Source organism: Rickettsiales bacterium, assembly GCA_035765535.1.
GTDB lineage: Bacteria > Pseudomonadota > Alphaproteobacteria > Rickettsiales > JABCZZ01 > JABCZZ01.
This window is the reverse complement of the sequence record DASTXE010000006.1, coordinates 376,051-392,720: the sequence shown is the minus strand read 5'-3', so window position 1 is coordinate 392,720 and position 16,670 is coordinate 376,051. Positions and strand designations below refer to the sequence as shown.

Below are 16,670 nucleotides of genomic sequence, written 5' to 3'. Positions count from 1 at the left end.
GGTGTCAAATATTTAAGCGGCCTGGCGGATCAGGGCGATAATGTAGGAAAGGTTGTCGACATTCTGTCCGGCGGTCTTGGCCAGCAGGTTGTGGATGACCTGGTTCGAGTAATCCGTTCCTTTCAGGGAAGGCTGCGCGCGCCGGATCATGGCGACCACTTCCAGCAGCACTTTGCAGGCGGCGAAGAATTTGTCCGGCAGGCCTGCCTTGTTATAAAGCGCCTTGAAACCGAGGCCGCCTTTGTCATGGATCAGGAGCTGCGCATTACGCACGGGAATACTGGAGAGGCGGGCGAGACTGGTTTCGAAGAAATACAGGTTACCGCGGCACAATGATGTCAGGATGATGGATGGGGTCAGCCTGCCGTAAGCCTGTAACTGCTCGACCAGTTTTTCCACTTCCTGCTTCTCGGCGTTGCCGTCCACCAGCATCAGGGTGGCGACTTCGCGTGTCTTGTCTGCTTCCAGCGCCAGCACGGACTGGTCGATATCGTATTTCGCACGCATGTCGCGGGCCAGCGAATCCGACACCATGCTAATGACTTTTTCCACGATCGTGACAGGCAGGTTGGGGCGTTCCGCCACGGCTTTCATAATGATCTGGTTCTTGCCGTGGTCGCGTATAATTTCGTGATAAGCTTCCGCAGGAATGTCCGCATTGTGGTTTTTAGCGAGTTTTTCTACCACTTCGGAATTATGGGTGGAGACCAGCGCGACGGATACATCCTTAGAGACAGCTTTGCGCATTGCGATGGCCGACTGCTTGCTTACGCTCTTGCAGGTTACAATGACGGAGATCAGTTCCGCATCCGACAGGAGCGGGGAGTGTTCGAGCACGGGCAAGGCGACGGATTCCACATCGTGCGACAGGGCGAGAATAATGTCCCTTGGGATATAAGGATTTTCCTTGAGGCGGGTTGCCAGTGCCTCACGCACCTTGACTTCTGTATCCTTAACCAGAATACGCATGACCTGTTCGGCGATGGCGAAATCGTGGAGACTGTACTGGCGGTTCAGGTGCGAGCCTGCGATTTTATCCGCCAGATCGACACGCACAGACGGGGTCTGTTCGTTCAGCAGGCGATCTATATCCTGGTCACTGAGTATCATGGTGCTGAGCATCCCTGCTTCGGTGGCGGTATAAGTTGCTGCATACATAACTATTTATCCATTATCAACCATGTTGTTCTGAATCAGCAGGACTATATAGTCCATATATTCGATCTTGGTGGCGTTGCTATCCTTTGAAATGCGGGACGCCAGGCGCTGGCGGAAATCGTTGCGGTGGTAGCGGCCGAGCGCCGTTTCCTCGAGCGCGATGGTCAGCAGATAGCGTATGGCTTTGAACATTTCCGGCGGCAGGCCGGTTTTCTCATAAAGTTTTTCAAAACCGTTCTCGCGGTCGAGTATCAGGATGCGGGCATTCATGTTGGAGATGCCGGCGAGTTTCGCCATGGCGTACTCAAAGAAGCGTATATTACCCAGACAGAGCGAACGGATAATAAGCGAGAAGCTTAGTCTTCCGTTTTTGTCGAGGTGGGAGACAAGGTCTTCCATCTCCATTTTCTGCATTGAGTCGTCGATCAGGCCAAGCGTGGCCAGCTCGCGTGCATACTGGGCGGAGTCGCTTGCGACCTGGAATGAGATATTATATTGCCTGGTCAGGATCTTCTTGACCTCGTCAGATACGACGACGAACAGCTTTTCCGCAAGCGTTGCCGGGATGCCGCCACGCTTTGCCATCAGCTCCAGCATGGAGATATTGGAGGAATAGCCTGTATAGATCTCATTGAGGCCACGGTCGTCTATGCTGGCGTTCTTATTGCTTAAGAGCGTTTCCACCACCGTCATGTCTGATTTTTTCAGCAGTGCTGCCGACAACTCCCGTGAAACGATATCGCGCCGTGCGATGGCCGACATGACTTCCGTATCCTGAGAATGGTGGGTAATGTCGATCAGATCGCCTTCCGTAAGCACGAAAGAATGCTGGAGTACGGGGAGGGCCACTTCCTTGACGTCATTGGCAAGCTTCAGCACCACGTCATGCGGTGCGTCCATGCTGTCTGCCAGTTGTTTGCTTAATGCGATGCGTACGCGTTTTTCAATATCGTTGACGAGAAGGCGGAAGATTTCGGTAGCAATTTTCTTTTCACTGATAGTGAATTCGCCGTTTTTGAATCCAGAAGCGATTTTTTCCGTGACATCCACGCGAACATCCGCGGATGGGTCTGCAGTCAGTTTTTGCAGGTCGGAAGGCTGGATTCGCATGGCTTTTATCCCCTCAGCACTTCAGATAACGGACTGAAGCTCTGGGAGGAGCCCAGCGCCTATTCTTCAAAGATAACTTCGATAATCTCATAGCTTTTGCTTCCTTTGGGGGTCGTCACTTCTACGGATTCACCCTTGCGCTTGCCGATCAGTGCCCGCGAAATGGGGGCGGTGATAGACAACATCGCTTTCTTAATATCTGCTTCGTATTCACCGACGATCTGGTAGATGCATTCTTCTTCGGAGTCCTCGTCGATCAGCTTTACCGTAGCGCCGAATTTCACAATTTCGCCGCTCAGTTTGGACACTTCTATCACTTCGGCGCAGGCAATCCTGCCTTCCAATTCCAGAATGCGCCCTTCAATAAAACTCTGTCTTTCGCGCGCAGCGGCGTATTCGGCATTTTCCTTCAAATCGCCATGCTCGCGGGCTTCGGCAATCGCTTTAATTACGCTGCCACGCTCTACTGTTTTAAGATTTTTCAATTCCGCTTCCATTTCACGGAAGCCTTTCGCGGTAATCGGTATTTTTTCCATATAAAACAAACGTCAAATCTAAAAGTTATATTCTTTCCGTTACCGTCACACTATCGTCATATAACACGCTGGTCAAGACCGTCTTCGCCATATATTGTCTGCTAATTGATATTGAATTTCTTATCGAAAACCTGTACTTACCGAACATATTAATGAAATATTTCTCAATTATTAATAATTGTAAATACTTTTTGTTAATGATTAGTTAATTTCATGCTAAAAGTTGTGAAAAATTTTCCGCGTATTTTTACTATCTGTTTTATCCTTGTTTTCCTGCTCGCGGGAATTATCGGCCATGACCCCTGGAAACAGGATGAGACTTACACTTTCGGTATTATCTATCATTTTTATACCACGCATAGCTGGCTGATTCCTACCAATGCGGGCGTGCCTTTCATGGAAAAGCCGCCGCTTTATTACTGGAGTGCGGTTATACTGTGCAAGGCGCTGAGCCCGTGGCTGGCGCTGCATAATGCCGCGCGGTTGACCAGCTTCTTTTATATGCTCGTCACATGCGGGTTCCTGTGGAAAACTTGCAAAGTACTATTCAGGGGGAAGGAGCATGCAGAGGAGCTCCGTATTACCGCTCTGCTCTTATTTCTGGGTACAATCGGGGTACTCCGTCACTCGCATGATATGTTTACAGATGTGGCGCTGCTTACCGGTTTTACGGTTACATTATACGGAGCGAGCCTTCTTGCCTGTGAAAATATGCGCTGGAAGGAGGCAGGGCTCTGGCTTGGAATTGGCGCCGGAATCGCTTTCCTTTCCAAAGGCATGTTTGTGCTTGGCATTTTCGGGATAAGCCTGCCGGTGCTGCTGGTCTTGATGAAGAGGTTACGCACGTTGCCTACACTCAACGCCCTCCTGCTGGCAGGCGTAGTGGCCTCGCCATTTTTTGTAATCTGGCCGCTGTTGCTGTATCGCGATTCTCCTGCGCTGTTTACGCAGTGGCTTTGGGAAAATAATGTTGGGCGGTTTGTAGGTTTTTCTGTCTCCAGGCTTGGGGCTAATAATGAGTGCGGTTACGTGCTTTATTCTGTATTTTGGTTCTGTTTTCCAGTATTTCCGCTGGTGTTGCTACGTACCGTACGAAGGATACACGACTGGCGCAGGAAAAGGATTTTTGCTTTAGCGCCGCAATGGTTGTTGCCTGCCGTCCTTTCAGTGGTGGGGCTTTTGTTGCTGTTAATCTCTGCTTCCAGCCGCGCCCTGTACATGCTGCCATTAATCCCGGCTTTCACGGTTCTTGCGGCTCCCGAAGTGCTGAAACTTAATGCGCGGTTTACGGCTGGGTGGAACCATATGGTTCGTATCCTGTTTCTGGCAACGATAATATTGCTGTGGATTGTATGGGGTGGGCTAATGACGGGCCATAACCTGGCTGCGGTTGCGCGAGTGTTCCCAGTCAATTTCATGCCGCCCTACAGCCAATGGCCAGCGGTGTTAGTGGCTATTCTGGCGACCGTATGCTTTCTGTTTTTGTTCCGCCTGCGGGCGCGCGATGTGAATCATCTCGTTCTTATATGGTTCTTTGCTGTTGCATCGGTCTGGATCGTGGGAATGATGTTGCTGCTGCCATGGACGGATGAAACCAGAAGCTATCGTACGGTGCTCACGCAGATGCAGGAGTTTATCGACCACTCGCCCTACCGGGGGGAGAAGATGGAAGAATACCGCATGGGAGAAAGTGTCGGACCGATGTTTGAATATTTTATGCCTGGCCACAGGCTGAACATTGTGCCACAGTTTGATGTGGCGACCGCGCCACTGCTTTTTACGGTGGAGCTGCGTTCGGAGCATCTCGAACACGGACCCGGCTGGAAGCTGATCTGGCAAGGTGCGCGTGCGCTGGATACCAAGGATGAGGAGTTGCGGTTATATGCAAGGAAGCAGTGACAGCGCACTAATCGAGTCTTTCCTGGAGATGATGGCAGCTGAACGCGGGGCTGCGGGTAATACGATTGAGTCTTACGGACGGGACCTGCGCGAGGCGGCAGGCTTTCTAGCAAAGCGTAAATCCGGTTTTGCACAAGCGGACAGGGGAATGCTCGAAGCCTATGTGGCGTCGCTCAGTGCAAGCGGACTTTCTCCGCGGACGGTGGCGCGGCGCGTCTCCAGCCTTAAGCAATTCTTTCATTTTCTCTATAGTGACGATGTCCGCAAGGACGATCCGGCTACGGCGCTGGAAGTGCCTAAGCAACCGCGCAGCCTGCCTAAGAGCATGGAACAAGACGATATTACCCGGCTGATTGAAGCGGCGAGAGTGGCAGAGGATAAACGGCTTACGGCCATGCTGGAGCTGCTTTATGCTTCGGGCTTGCGTGTTTCGGAACTGGTGACGCTGCCGCTTTCGGCTGTGCAGAAGGCCGGGGCAGAAGGGCGGCATTTCCTGATCGTGCGTGGCAAAGGGGATAAAGAGCGGATTGTTCCGCTGCATGACCATGCGCTTGAAGCACTTAATACCCATCTTGAAGATCTTAAGAATAGAAAAATCTCCAGTGCCTGGTTATTTCCATCGCGCGGTAAAGAAGGTCATATTACGCGCCAGCGTTTCGGGCAGATGCTGAAAGAACTGGCGGTGACAGTGGGGATTGATCCCGAAAGTATTTCACCCCATACGCTGCGCCATTCTTTCGCAAGCCACCTGCTTTCCGGCGGAGCGGATTTACGCGTGATACAGGAACTGCTGGGACATGCGGATATTTCCACTACGCAGATTTATACGCATATTGAAAAGGAGAAGCTTACGAAGCTCGTGAGTGAGCATCATCCTTTGGCGAAGAAATAAAATCTATACGATCGGAATCAAAATCTCGGTCTTGAGTTCCGCTTCCGGTGTGGTTTCTGCATTGGTGAGGTATTTCTCGATGCAGAAATCGTCGCGCGTGCTATAGCCCTTTTTTGCCAGAATCTCAAAGGCGGCCGGGTAGGCTTGCGGCAACTGCATATAAGAACCGGTGAGCAGGAAGCTTGCGTATTTACCTTTAGCCAGCGTACGCAGCTGCAACCCTTCCGGCACGGTTGCCGGAGAAGTTCTCAGCAGCATGCCCGCCTGATAAACGAAGGCATCATTGCCTTTCTTGCTGGAATCGATATGGCTTAATCCCACACCGACAATGATATTGCCCATATCGATATGGGCTTTCACCAGGGGAATGAATTCCTGCCATGCGAGCGGGGCATTGATTGCAAAGGGACCGGTTTTTTCCAGATATAGAAGCAAAGCGGGTTCAAGGGTGACCGTTGTGGGGTCTTGTGTCAGGTTGACCATGGTTTTCCTATATGAAATATACGGTTAGCGAACAGCTTCAATCATGATTTCCACGTCATAGCCCGGTTCGGCGAGTTTTGCTTCTACCGTGGCGCGCGCCGGAGTCTGGCCCGGAACTGCCCATGCATCCCATGCTTCATTCATCTGGCTGAAGGTTTTAATATCAGTCAGCCAGATATTGGCTTTCAGGATGCGGGTCTTGTCGCTGCCTGCCTGAGCGAGCAATGTGTCAATCTGTTCAAGGATTTCCTGCGTCTGTTCCTTGACAGATTTACCCATCGTCAGATCCGCAACGACACCGCTGGTATAAATTTTGTCGCCATGGATAACGGCTTCGCTCATGCGCGGGCCAGCGCCAATACGGGTGATATTTGTCATGTTGTCTGCCTGATGGTTTATAGAATGAGCAATAGCATTAGCTGCTTGCAATCCTGCCGTCAAGCGGGCTAGGGCGTCTCAATAAGGGATAAGTAGTGGCTGGGCTATCGAGGAACTTGACCGAAGCCATTGGCTGCTGTTACAAAAGTAGTCCCTTAAAAATTAATCAAGCTTGTCATTAAGATAGAAACAATGTCTTCTGTACCTCCTCTTTCCCCGACCGATATCGTTATTTTCGGCGGCAATGGCGATCTGGCGCTGCGTAAAATCCTCCCGGGCCTATATTACCGCTACCGTGACGGCCAGCTTCCTGAAAACAGCCGCATTCTGGGTATCGGCCGCGCGGCGCTCGACCAGTATGTGGAGATGGTGAAGAAGGCGTGCGAGGAGCATGTCGCTTCCGCGGATTTCGACGCGGGCGTATGGAACCGTTTCTCCAGGCATATCCATTACGCGGCGGTAGATGCGGATGACGTCAAGGCATATGCCCAGCTGGCGGCATTTTTTGCCAAGGATGCTAATCAGGTGCGGGTATTCTATCTTTCGACTCCGCCGGATGTATTTGGTGCAATCTGCCGTAATCTGCATAATGCGGGCCTTGTGACGCCGGATGCGCGCGTGGTGCTGGAAAAGCCTATTGGTCACGATCTGGAATCGTTCCGTGCCATTAACAATGAAGTGCTGAAATATTTCGAGGAACGACAAGTTTACCGTATCGACCATTATCTGGGCAAGGAAACGGTGCAGAACCTGATGATCCTGCGTTTTGCCAATAATCTGTTCGAAAAAGTGTGGAACAGCACGGCGATCGACCATGTGCAGATCACGGTGGCGGAAAGCCTCGGTGTGGAAAGCCGTGCGCGTTACTATGACAAATACGGCGCTTTGCGCGATATGGTGCAGAACCATCTGCTGCAGCTGCTGTGTCTCATTGCAATGGAGCCGCCGCCGCGTCTGGAGCCGGATATTCTGCGCGATGAAAAGCTGAAGGTGTTGCGTTCGCTGCGCCTGTTCACTAAGGCGGATGTTGTGCGCGATACGATCCGCGGGCAATACCGCGCAGGCGCTTCCGGCGGAAAGCCGGTCGGCGGCTATGTGGAAGATCTCGGTCAGAAAAGCAGCGATACGGAAACATTCGTGGCAGTTAAGGCGCATGTGGATAATTGGCGCTGGTCCGGTGTGCCGTTTTACCTGCGTACCGGCAAGCGTCTGCCGGAGCGTTTTTCGGAAATCGTGGTGCAGTTCCGTCCCGTTCCGCACCAGCTTTTCCCGGATCAGGCTACTGAGCCGCATACGAACAAGTTGATCATCCGCCTGCAGCCGGACGAAAGCATCAAGCTTGAAGTGATTACCAAAGTGCCGGGACCGGGTGGATACCGCCTGAAGCCGGTGCATCTGAACCTGAGCCTTTCGGAAGAATTCGAGGAGCGCACGCCGGATGCTTATGAGCGTCTGCTGATGGACGTGGTGCGCGGCAATCCAACCCTCTTCATGCGCAGCGACGAAGTGGAAGCTGCATGGGTTTGGGCGGAAAGCATCCTCAATGGCTGGGAAGAAAATAACCAGAAACCCAAGCCCTATATTGCGGGCAGCTGGGGGCCTGCGGACGCAAGTGCGCTTATGGCGCGCGACGGACGCCGCTGGCAAGAGTCAGAATAGGTTTAGAAGTAATGGCGTTTCATTCATTTCCCTCGTCGGATGCTGCCGCTATACAATTGGCGGAAGATACGGCGAAGGCTCTATCATCAGCGATACGTGAGCGCGGCAAGGCAAGTCTTGTCGTCTCCGGCGGCAGCACGCCCAAGCCGTTTTTTGCGGCGCTGAAGCAGCATGCGCTTGCGTGGGATAAGATATGGATTACGCTGGCGGATGAGCGCTGGGTGGAACCGAATGAAGCAGACAGCAACGAGCGTATGGTGCGCGAACAGCTGCTTACAAATGGTGCGCATTTTGTGAGTCTTAAGAATAAGGCTGCAACGCCTGCTGAAGGTGTTGCAGAGGTGGAAAAGGCGCTGGCAGTGATGCAGGCTCCTTACGATGTGGTGATTCTGGGTATGGGAGAAGACGGGCATACTGCTTCCCTGTTCCCGGAAACGGAAGGTCTTGCACAAGCGCTGGAGCTTAATAATCCGCATCGCTGTGCTGCCATTAACCCGCCATCCTATGCGCCGCACCCGCGTATGACGCAGACACTTTCGGCGCTGCTGAACTGCCGTAAGCTGATATTGCACATTACCGGCGCGAAGAAGAAAACATTGTACGAAGAAGCGCAGAAACCCGGCTCTTGCCTCACGCTTCCGGTGCGTGCTATCGTACAGCAGGACAAGGTGCCGCTCGAAGTGTACTGGGCGGCTTGAAGAGGAAGTTATGACGCATCCCGTAATTCTGAATGTAACCAAAAGAATCATTGAACGTAGCCGCACGACGCGTGAAGCATACCTTTCGCGTATGCAGGAAGCGGCAGGCAAATGGCCCAAGCGCTCCACGCTTTCCTGTGGCAATCTTGCGCATGGTTTTGCAGGATGCGGTGCAGAAGATAAGGCAGCGCTGCGCAATGGCCAGCAGCCCAATATTGCCATTGTTTCTGCCTATAACGACATGCTTTCGGCGCACCAGCCTTATGAAGCGTATCCCGCAATCATCAAACAGGAAGCGCACAGGGTAGGGGCAGTGGCGCAGTTTGCGGGCGGTGTGCCTGCGATGTGTGACGGTGTCACGCAGGGCGAGCCGGGGATGGAACTTTCGCTCTTCAGCCGTGACGTAATAGCCATGTCCACGGCGGTGGCGCTTTCGCATAATATGTTCGATGCGGCTTTGTGCCTGGGAATTTGCGACAAGATCGTGCCGGGGCTTTTGATCGGTGCGTTGAGCTTCGGCCATCTGCCAGTGGTGTTCGTGCCGGGCGGGCCAATGCCTTCGGGCCTGCCGAATAAGGAAAAAGCGCGCGTGCGTGAGCTTTATGCGCAGGGCAAGGCGACCAAGGAAGAATTGCTGGACGCGGAAGCGAAATCCTACCATTCGCCGGGAACCTGTACGTTCTACGGCACAGCGAACAGCAACCAGATGCTCATGGAAGTCATGGGGCTGCAGCTCCCCGGAAGTTCGTTTGTGAATCCCGGCACGAAGCTGCGCGACGCATTCACGAGGGCGGCGACGGTACAGGCTATGAAGAATTCAGCACTGGCGGGGCAGTATCTGCCGCTTGCGCAGATGCTGGACGAAAAAGCGATCGTCAACGGCATTATCGGCCTTGTGGCAACCGGCGGTTCGACGAACCATACGATTCACCTGATCGCCATCGCGCGTGCAGCTGGCATCGTGATCGACTGGGATGATTTCGCCGAACTTTCGCATGTGGTGCCGCTGCTTGCGCGCGTCTACCCTAACGGCGAAGCGGATGTGAACCATTTCCATGCGGCAGGTGGTCTCGGTTTCATGATCGACAGCCTGTTGAAAAATGGTCTGCTCAATGATGATGTGACGACGGTCATGGGCAAAGGGCTGGAGCATTACCGCACCGAAGCGCTGCTTGTTGAAGATAAGATAGAATGGCAGCGGGTAAATGACACAAGCCTCAACAAAGATGTGCTGCGCCCGGCAGATGAGCCGTTCAGCCCGGAGGGCGGTTTGCGTGTGCTAAAAGGCAATCTTGGCCGTTCTGTTATCAAGGTTTCGGCCGTAAAGCCGGAGCATCGCGTAGTGGAAGCACCTGCGAGGGTATTTTTTAGCCAGGAAGCGCTGCTTGAAGCATTCAAAAAAGGCGATCTGCATGGGGATTTCGTTGCAGTCGTTGCATTCCAGGGGCCGCGTGCGAACGGTATGCCGGAGCTGCATAAGCTGACGCCGACGCTCAGCGTGCTGCAGGGACTCGGTTTCAAGGTGGCGCTGGTCACGGACGGGCGTATGTCCGGTGCCTCAGGCAAGGTGCCTGCGGCGATCCATATCGTACCGGAGTGCCTGCGTGGCGGTCCGCTTGCAAAAGTGCGCGACGGCGATATTATCCTGCTCGATGCTGAGAAAGGAATTTTGGAAGTAAAGGTGGATGAAGCGACGCTTGCCGCGCGCGAACCCGCCAGCCCTGATATCAGTCACTATCACCATGGGCTTGGACGTGAGCTGTTTTCCGGCGCACGTCATGTTGTCACCGGCGCGGAAGACGGCGCCTCATTTGTGTTGACCAGTCATGACTAATAAACAGATTTCATTCGTTGGAGATGTAGGCGGAACCAATGCGCGCTTTGCGCTTGTGGAAGACGGTAAGCTCGTATCCGAAAGCATTTATAACTGTATCAATAGCGATTACGGCAGCACAGTGGATGCGCTGAAGGCGTTTCTTCGGGAGCAGGGTAATCCGAAGGTCGACAGTGCATGCCTTGCGCTTGCGTGTCCTATCACGGGCGATACGGTAAAGCTCACGAACTGCGACTGGGAATTTTCGCAGAAAGCGATCAAAGACGCGCTTGGGCTCAGGAGAGTAGTATTCGTAAATGATTTCACGGCGCTTGCCATGGGCGTGCCTGAACTCACTCCAGAGCAGTATTTTGCTGTAGGCGGTGGTAGTCCGAAAGAACATATGCCGATCGGTGTCATGGGGGCCGGAACCGGGTTCGGCGTTTCCGCGCTTATCTGGGGCGGCGAACAGTGGACGGCGCTGCAGGGTGAAGGCGGACATATCGGTTTTGCACCGGTCAATGAGGTGGAAGCCGAGATCATGCGCCTTGGATGGAAGGAATATGGCGAGCGCGTTTCAGTCGAACGCATACTTTCCGGCGCGGGGATTGAGTTCCTGTACCGATCGCTAAGTCATATCAAGGGCGAAAAACCGCGTGCGCTCAAAGCATCCGATATTACCATCGAGGCGATTGAAGATCCGCAATCCACATGCGGTGAAGTGGTGAAGCTGTTCCTCGGTGTGCTTGGCACTGTGGCCGGAGATTGGGCATTACAGCTCGGCGCGATGGGGGGCATTTACATCGGTGGCGGGATCGTTCCGAAACTCGGCGATCTGGTGCATAAAAGCCGTTTGCGCGGTCGTTTTGAGGCTAAAGGACGCTTTAAGGATTATGTCTCGGAGATACCGCTTTATGTGATAACCGACAGTGTTCAGACGGCACTTGTTGGTGCGGCGACAATTCTCAATAACCGAAAGTGAGCTTATGAGCGCAGCACACGATATTCTTACCCTTGGACCGATTATTCCCGTCATTACGCTGGAGCGGGCGGAAGATGCGCTGCCGCTGGCGGATGCACTGGCGGAAGGTGGCATCAAGACGATGGAAGTGACACTGCGCACGGGTGCGGCGCTCGATGCGATCAAGCTGCTGGCTCAAGAGCGAAAAAATATGGTGGTGGGAGCGGGAACCATTACCAGCGCAGATGGCTTTGCCAGGGTAAAGGATGTGGGAGCGCAGTTCATCATCAGTCCCGGTATTACGGATGCGCTTCTTACGGCGGGAAAACAATGCGGTGTGCCGTATATTCCGGGTATCTCCACGACATCCGAAGCGCTGCTCGCGATGCAGCATGGTTTTGACCGCCTGAAATTCTTTCCGGCGGCGCTGGCTGGTGGGGTAGGGATGCTCAAGAATTTCGCTGCGCTGTTCGGCAATGTGAAGTTCTGCCCCACAGGCGGCATCACGCAGGCGAATATGAATGAATATCTGGGACAGCCTAACGTGTTATGCGTGGGCGGTTCGTGGATTGTTCCCACCCAGCCGATCCGGGAAGGGAAATGGGGCGAGATCACCATGCTGGTTAAAGAGGCGCTTGCTGCAGTTAAAAGGTAAAGCGGAACATTTCGGAAAGAGGGACTATGAGTTCAGTGCAGAAGGCGGTTTCCGAAGACAATACAATTACCTTATATGAGCTCAAGAATGCTCACGGAATGCAGGTTGGCATTACCAATTTCGGCGCGGCGATTACCTGCATCTGTGTTCCCGATAAAAACGGCGTGGTGGCGGACGTAGCGCTTGGGTTCAGGAATCCGCAGGATTATAAAAACAGGGAACATCCTTCTTTCGGAGGGACGATCGGGCGATTCTGCAACCGCATTGCGGGCGGAAAATTCGGGCTCGACGGCGTGTCTTATGCACTGACTGTGAACAAACCCCCTAATCACCAGCATGGCGGCCATACCGGTTTTAATCGCGTGCTGTGGAATATGGTGGCTCGTAGCGATAGCACTATCACTTTTACCTATGATTCGCGTGACGGAGAAGAAGGCTATCCCGGTAATGTCTCCGTGCGTGTTACCTATACGCTGACCGAAGATAATGCCGTGCGGATTCAATATTATGCAACCACTGACAAGGCGACTCCGCTTAACCTCACCAACCATACCTATTTTAATCTTGCAGGCGAGGGGTGCGGTACGGTCGACGGACACAGGATACAGATATTCGCTGCAGCTTACACCCCGCTCAATGCGGATATGATCCCGACAGGGGAGATCGTGACCGTGGAAGGAACTCCCTATGATCTGCGGCATATACGTCCTATAGGGGATGCGTTGAGCGAGCGGCATCCGCAGATGGAGCTTGGCGGAGGGTTCGATATTAATTTCGTGCTGGATAAGCCTGCAGGGGGCAACGGTGCCGTGCTGGCTGCGCGTGTGGAAGAGCCTTCAAGTGGACGCGTGCTGGAAGTGCTGACGACAGAGCCGGGCATGCAGTTTTATACGGGCCAGCATATACGCGAAGGCTTTGCCAGCAAGTCGGGGAAAACTTCTTATACAAAGCGTAGCGGCCTGTGCCTGGAGACCCAGCATTTTCCGGACTCCCCCAATAAGCCGCAGTTCCCATCCACGATTTTGCGCCCCGGGCAGGCTCGCGCCTCCGAGACGATATACCGGTTTTCCCATTTCTAGGATTTCATATGAGTGACAGTATTAATCTGGCGGAGAAGCTTGCCTTATTTTCAGGGCATTGGGCGCCCAGGACGGTCAGCAACTTTAACGGCCATAATGTGATGGTCGTGAAAGTGTGCGGTGAATTCGTCTGGCATAAGCATGACGATACGGATGATTTCTTTCTTGTCCTGAAAGGGCGTCTTACAATCCGCCTGCGTGATCGCGACGTGGTTCTGGGGCCGGGAGAATTATATGTGGTGCCCCGCGGAGTTGAGCATCAGCCGTATGCGGAAGAGGAGGCCCATCTTTTGTTGATCGAGCCTGCTGGCACTCCCAATACAGGCGACGAAGCGACTGCGGCACCTTACCGCGCTATTTAAGCTGCGGCCAGCGAGTTAGCGTTTTCCTTCCGCTCTTCATCCAACTGCTCCGTGCCGATGATTTTATCGGTTTCGCGCTTGAAGAAGAATAACGAGATCATGATAATCCCCATAGGAATCAGGGACAGATAGAAAGCCGTCTGGCCACTGAAATGGTCGAACGTGTAGCCGGTAATACGCGAACCGATCGTTCCGCCCAATGCCGAGAAAATTACGATCAGGCCGCACATAGCCGAGTGCTGGTGTTTCGGCAGGGCGCTGAGCATCACGGAGCTGAGAGCGGGGTAAATCGGTGCCATGAACAATCCGATCAATGGGAAAATATACGCGGCGGGTGGTGCAGTCCACCATGTCAGAGCCGGGTTCTCGGTAATGCCATGCGTGAGGGGAAGGGTGAGTAATACCAGTACTCCCATGGCCAGCAGGCAGGCTGTCAGCACGGGATGCCAGTGCATGCGGCGCATCACTACACCTGCGCCCAGACGTCCCAGCGCCAGGCATGCGGCAAAGATGCTGGTCATTTGTACGCTCATAGCGGAAGGAAGCTTTAAAATCTGGTTATTGAAGGTGGGTAGCCAGGTGCAGATGCTCTGCTCAATCAGTACGTAAAGGAATATCGAAATCACGAACATATAGACCATAGGACGTGCCATCAGGCGCAGCATGCCGCGGAAATCATCGGAAACTTTGGAGCCATCGACGCGGGCGTTAGATTCATCGCAGGGGGAGACATAGAGCGCTACGATGTTGAAGGCACAGACTGCGGCGATGATCCAGTAGACATTCAACCAGCTTTGAGAATGCGGATTTGTGGAGTCAATAAACGCGCTGAACAGCCAATAACCGGAAAGAACCCCGATCATGAAGATTCCTTCGATAGTGTTCATGAAGCCAGCATGCTCCCTGGCATCTTCAGTAATCAAGCCGACAGTGGAATAGACGGATACTTTCGTCAGGGCAAAAGCGATGCCGACAGACAAGAACAGTAGTTTAGTGGTCCAGAAAGAGGGGATCAGCGGCATGGCAAGCGTTGCAAGCGTTACCATCGCCAGCCCCACCATCATCGCCCTGCGGAAGCCAAACCGTGCGAGGAACGATGCCACCAGGAACGAAACCGAAGCAATCGTCAGATCCTTGAAGGCTTCCAGAATGCTGGCATCGGTCTTGCTGACACCGTAATTATTGATGACTTGCAGAATCACCGTCCCGACGCTGTTCATCAGGACAGCAAAAACGAAGTAGGTCAGAAATAACGATAACTTAATACGCAATGTGCTTGCAGTATGCATGGTCTCACTCCAGCTCTTTTATCGGTATCGACTTACTCCACCATTACTCCACAGTAGCAAAGAACGCCGAATAGGGCGGTAAATGAAGCATATTGTTCTCTTGCATGCAAGCAAAACCGTCCATTTGCACATGTTTCACGGTGCCACTGAGCGGAATTTTGTAGCTAAGTTCTTCCAATCCAAGGTTGAATACGCAAAGCAGGGTTTTTCCCTCCCAGTTGCGAGTGAACGCAACGATGGGTTCCGGCGCATCATAGAACTTGATATCGCCTTTCATCAATGCAGGTTGCGTTTTGCGCCATTTAAAGAACTGGCGGGTAAAATTCAGCACGGAATCCTTGTTCTTTTCCTGTGCGTCGGCAGCCAGGGGCAGATGATCCTTCGGCACAGGCAGCCACGGTTCTTTGACCGAAAAACCTGCATTAGGTTTGTCGGCCTGCCAGGGCATGGGGGTGCGGCAACCATCGCGGCCTTTGAATTCCGGCCAGAATTCAATGCCATACGGATCCTGCAGTTTTTCATACGGCACATCCGCTTCCGTCAGGCCGAGTTCTTCGCCCTGATACATGCAGACGGAGCCGCGCAGGCTGCTCATCAGCGCAATAAGCATTTTTGCAAAGCGGTCATTATGTTTGCCTTTGCCCCAACGGGACACGACGCGCACGATGTCGTGATTGGTGAACGCCCAGCAGGCCCAGCCATCCTGGATGTGGGCTTCCATATATTCAACGGACTGGCGCACATGAGCAGCGCTGAATTTATCCCCTAAGAGCGGGAAAGTATAAGCCATGTGCAGGCGCTTATCCTTTTTGGTATAATCGGCCATCAGGTCGAGCGCGTTTTCGGCACCGAGTTCACCTACAGTGGTGATATTCTCATAGCGGTCGGTGAGCTTGCGGAAATCTTCGAGGAAGGTAAGATTCTCGGGGCGGCTGCGGTCATAGATATGCTGCTGACGCGAATAGGGATTGCTCTCCGGAATACCGTCGATCACACCGGGGGGACGCGGCGGGTTGGAACGTAGTTCCTTATCGCAGTAATACATATCTACAGTGTCGAGGCGGAATCCGTCGACGCCTTTTTTCAGCCAGAATTCAACGCTATCCAGCAATGCCTGACGCACTTGTGGATTATGGAAATTTACGTCCGGCTGGCTGGCCAGGAAGTTATGCATATAATATTGCTGGCGTCTGGTATCCCATTGCCAAGCCGGGCCGCCGAAATAGGACATCCAGTTGTTGGGAGCGGTACCATCCGGCTTTGCGTCTGCCCAGACATACCAGTCTGCCTTGGGATTATCCTTGCTGCTGCGGCTTTCCTTGAACCATTCATGCTGATCCGAGGTATGGCTGATTACCTGGTCGATCATGATCTTGATGCCTTTTGCGTGGGCGGTTTCGATCATTTTGTCGAAATCTTCCATCGTGCCGAAAAGCGGATCGACCGCTTCATAATCGGAAACGTCGTAGCCGAAATCCTTCATGGGGGATTTGAAGAACGGTGAAATCCAGATTGCGTCAATGCCCAGCTGGGCCAGGTAATCCATCTTTTCCGTGATGCCGCGCAGATCGCCTACACCGTCATTATTCGTATCATGAAAGCTGCGGGGGTAAATCTGATAGATAACGGCGCCGCGCCACCAATCCTTGGAGTCTTTCGTCATTAATATTTCCTTTTGAACTTAAGCAACAGGGGGCT

General features: G+C 53.1%; 16 protein-coding genes. 9 read left to right on the top strand and 7 right to left on the bottom strand.

Annotation, left to right across the window (positions count from 1 at the left end; all coding sequences use genetic code 11):
• Positions 1 to 12 precede the first annotated feature (12 nt).
• The 3 genes from VFT64_10530 to greA are packed head-to-tail and all read right to left on the bottom strand — an operon-like array spanning position 13 to position 2,804.
• Positions 13 to 1,158: a DUF2336 domain-containing protein gene (locus tag VFT64_10530; protein HEU5048264.1), complete on the bottom strand. Its 1,146-nt coding sequence runs from the start codon at positions 1,156 to 1,158 to the stop codon at positions 13 to 15.
• A gap of 6 nt (positions 1,159 to 1,164) precedes the next feature.
• Positions 1,165 to 2,268 carry a DUF2336 domain-containing protein gene (locus tag VFT64_10525; protein ID HEU5048263.1) on the bottom strand — a complete coding sequence of 368 codons (1,104 nt, stop codon included), beginning with the start codon at positions 2,266 to 2,268 and terminating at the stop codon, positions 1,165 to 1,167.
• Positions 2,269 to 2,327: 59 nt separating this feature from the next.
• Complete coding sequence (gene greA, locus VFT64_10520) at positions 2,328 to 2,804, bottom strand: transcription elongation factor GreA (protein ID HEU5048262.1); 477 nt, start codon at positions 2,802 to 2,804, stop codon at positions 2,328 to 2,330.
• A 225-nt stretch (positions 2,805 to 3,029) separates the two neighbouring features.
• On the opposite strand from greA, the gene VFT64_10515 reads away from it, so the two are divergent.
• Both VFT64_10515 and VFT64_10510 read left to right on the top strand, forming a co-directional pair.
• Positions 3,030 to 4,703, top strand: a complete 1,674-nt coding sequence (locus tag VFT64_10515; protein HEU5048261.1) for a hypothetical protein — start codon at positions 3,030 to 3,032, stop codon at positions 4,701 to 4,703.
• Positions 4,687 to 5,595 (top strand): site-specific tyrosine recombinase, encoded by a 909-nt coding sequence (locus VFT64_10510; GenBank protein HEU5048260.1) that lies wholly within the window; start codon positions 4,687 to 4,689, stop codon positions 5,593 to 5,595. The genes VFT64_10515 and VFT64_10510 overlap by 17 nt, the downstream gene beginning before the upstream one ends.
• Before the next feature lie 3 nt (positions 5,596 to 5,598).
• Here the strand turns inward: VFT64_10510 and VFT64_10505 are convergent, their stop codons facing one another.
• Both VFT64_10505 and VFT64_10500 read right to left on the bottom strand, forming a co-directional pair.
• On the bottom strand, positions 5,599 to 6,078 hold the full coding sequence (locus VFT64_10505; GenBank protein ID HEU5048259.1) for a GyrI-like domain-containing protein: 480 nt from the start codon (positions 6,076 to 6,078) through the stop codon (positions 5,599 to 5,601).
• Positions 6,079 to 6,102: 24 nt separating this feature from the next.
• A complete protein-coding gene (locus VFT64_10500; protein HEU5048258.1) occupies positions 6,103 to 6,456 on the bottom strand; it encodes a RidA family protein in 354 nt (117 codons plus the stop codon).
• A 192-nt stretch (positions 6,457 to 6,648) separates the two neighbouring features.
• Here VFT64_10500 and zwf point away from each other — a divergent pair, with 192 nt between their 5' ends.
• From zwf to VFT64_10465, 7 genes are read left to right on the top strand one after another with little or no spacing between them, the layout of a single operon-like run.
• Positions 6,649 to 8,115, top strand: coding sequence for a glucose-6-phosphate dehydrogenase (gene zwf / locus VFT64_10495; protein ID HEU5048257.1), 1,467 nt, complete (start codon positions 6,649 to 6,651; stop codon positions 8,113 to 8,115).
• Between the two features lie 11 nt (positions 8,116 to 8,126).
• Entirely contained in the window at positions 8,127 to 8,813 is a 687-nt protein-coding gene (pgl, locus tag VFT64_10490; GenBank protein ID HEU5048256.1) for a 6-phosphogluconolactonase, read from the top strand.
• Positions 8,814 to 8,823: 10 nt separating this feature from the next.
• Complete coding sequence (gene edd / locus VFT64_10485; protein ID HEU5048255.1) at positions 8,824 to 10,647, top strand: phosphogluconate dehydratase; 1,824 nt, start codon at positions 8,824 to 8,826, stop codon at positions 10,645 to 10,647.
• Positions 10,640 to 11,608, top strand: coding sequence for a glucokinase (glk, locus tag VFT64_10480; GenBank protein HEU5048254.1), 969 nt, complete (start codon positions 10,640 to 10,642; stop codon positions 11,606 to 11,608). The genes edd and glk overlap by 8 nt, the downstream gene beginning before the upstream one ends.
• Positions 11,609 to 11,612: 4 nt before the next feature.
• Positions 11,613 to 12,242: a bifunctional 4-hydroxy-2-oxoglutarate aldolase/2-dehydro-3-deoxy-phosphogluconate aldolase gene (locus tag VFT64_10475; protein ID HEU5048253.1), complete on the top strand. Its 630-nt coding sequence runs from the start codon at positions 11,613 to 11,615 to the stop codon at positions 12,240 to 12,242.
• A gap of 26 nt (positions 12,243 to 12,268) precedes the next feature.
• Positions 12,269 to 13,321 (top strand): aldose epimerase family protein, encoded by a 1,053-nt coding sequence (locus VFT64_10470; protein HEU5048252.1) that lies wholly within the window; start codon positions 12,269 to 12,271, stop codon positions 13,319 to 13,321.
• 8 nt (positions 13,322 to 13,329) lie between these two features.
• Positions 13,330 to 13,683, top strand: a complete 354-nt coding sequence (locus tag VFT64_10465) for a cupin domain-containing protein (protein HEU5048251.1) — start codon at positions 13,330 to 13,332, stop codon at positions 13,681 to 13,683.
• Here the strand turns inward: VFT64_10465 and VFT64_10460 are convergent.
• Positions 13,680 to 14,972, bottom strand: a complete 1,293-nt coding sequence (locus tag VFT64_10460) for an MFS transporter (protein ID HEU5048250.1) — start codon at positions 14,970 to 14,972, stop codon at positions 13,680 to 13,682. The genes VFT64_10465 and VFT64_10460 overlap by 4 nt on opposite strands.
• Positions 14,973 to 15,015: 43 nt before the next feature.
• Positions 15,016 to 16,635, bottom strand: coding sequence for an alpha-glucosidase (locus VFT64_10455; GenBank protein HEU5048249.1), 1,620 nt, complete (start codon positions 16,633 to 16,635; stop codon positions 15,016 to 15,018).
• Positions 16,636 to 16,670: the final 35 nt, after the last annotated feature.

What these genes read in the sequence shown, in the direction of transcription:
- VFT64_10530 (HEU5048264.1), bottom strand. Translation starts at nt 1,158, where the DNA reads ATGTATGCAGCAACTTATACCGCCACCGAAGCAGGGATGCTCAGCACC.
- VFT64_10525 (HEU5048263.1), bottom strand. Translation starts at nt 2,268, where the DNA reads ATGCGAATCCAGCCTTCCGACCTGCAAAAACTGACTGCAGACCCATCC.
- greA (HEU5048262.1), bottom strand. Translation starts at nt 2,804, where the DNA reads ATGGAAAAAATACCGATTACCGCGAAAGGCTTCCGTGAAATGGAAGCG.
- VFT64_10510 (HEU5048260.1), top strand. Translation starts at nt 4,687, where the DNA reads ATGCAAGGAAGCAGTGACAGCGCACTAATCGAGTCTTTCCTGGAGATG.
- VFT64_10505 (HEU5048259.1), bottom strand. Translation starts at nt 6,078, where the DNA reads ATGGTCAACCTGACACAAGACCCCACAACGGTCACCCTTGAACCCGCT.
- VFT64_10500 (HEU5048258.1), bottom strand. Translation starts at nt 6,456, where the DNA reads ATGACAAATATCACCCGTATTGGCGCTGGCCCGCGCATGAGCGAAGCC.
- zwf (HEU5048257.1), top strand. Translation starts at nt 6,649, where the DNA reads ATGTCTTCTGTACCTCCTCTTTCCCCGACCGATATCGTTATTTTCGGC.
- pgl (HEU5048256.1), top strand. Translation starts at nt 8,127, where the DNA reads ATGGCGTTTCATTCATTTCCCTCGTCGGATGCTGCCGCTATACAATTG.
- edd (HEU5048255.1), top strand. Translation starts at nt 8,824, where the DNA reads ATGACGCATCCCGTAATTCTGAATGTAACCAAAAGAATCATTGAACGT.
- glk (HEU5048254.1), top strand. Translation starts at nt 10,640, where the DNA reads ATGACTAATAAACAGATTTCATTCGTTGGAGATGTAGGCGGAACCAAT.
- VFT64_10475 (HEU5048253.1), top strand. Translation starts at nt 11,613, where the DNA reads ATGAGCGCAGCACACGATATTCTTACCCTTGGACCGATTATTCCCGTC.
- VFT64_10470 (HEU5048252.1), top strand. Translation starts at nt 12,269, where the DNA reads ATGAGTTCAGTGCAGAAGGCGGTTTCCGAAGACAATACAATTACCTTA.
- VFT64_10465 (HEU5048251.1), top strand. Translation starts at nt 13,330, where the DNA reads ATGAGTGACAGTATTAATCTGGCGGAGAAGCTTGCCTTATTTTCAGGG.
- VFT64_10460 (HEU5048250.1), bottom strand. Translation starts at nt 14,972, where the DNA reads ATGCATACTGCAAGCACATTGCGTATTAAGTTATCGTTATTTCTGACC.
- VFT64_10455 (HEU5048249.1), bottom strand. Translation starts at nt 16,635, where the DNA reads ATGACGAAAGACTCCAAGGATTGGTGGCGCGGCGCCGTTATCTATCAG.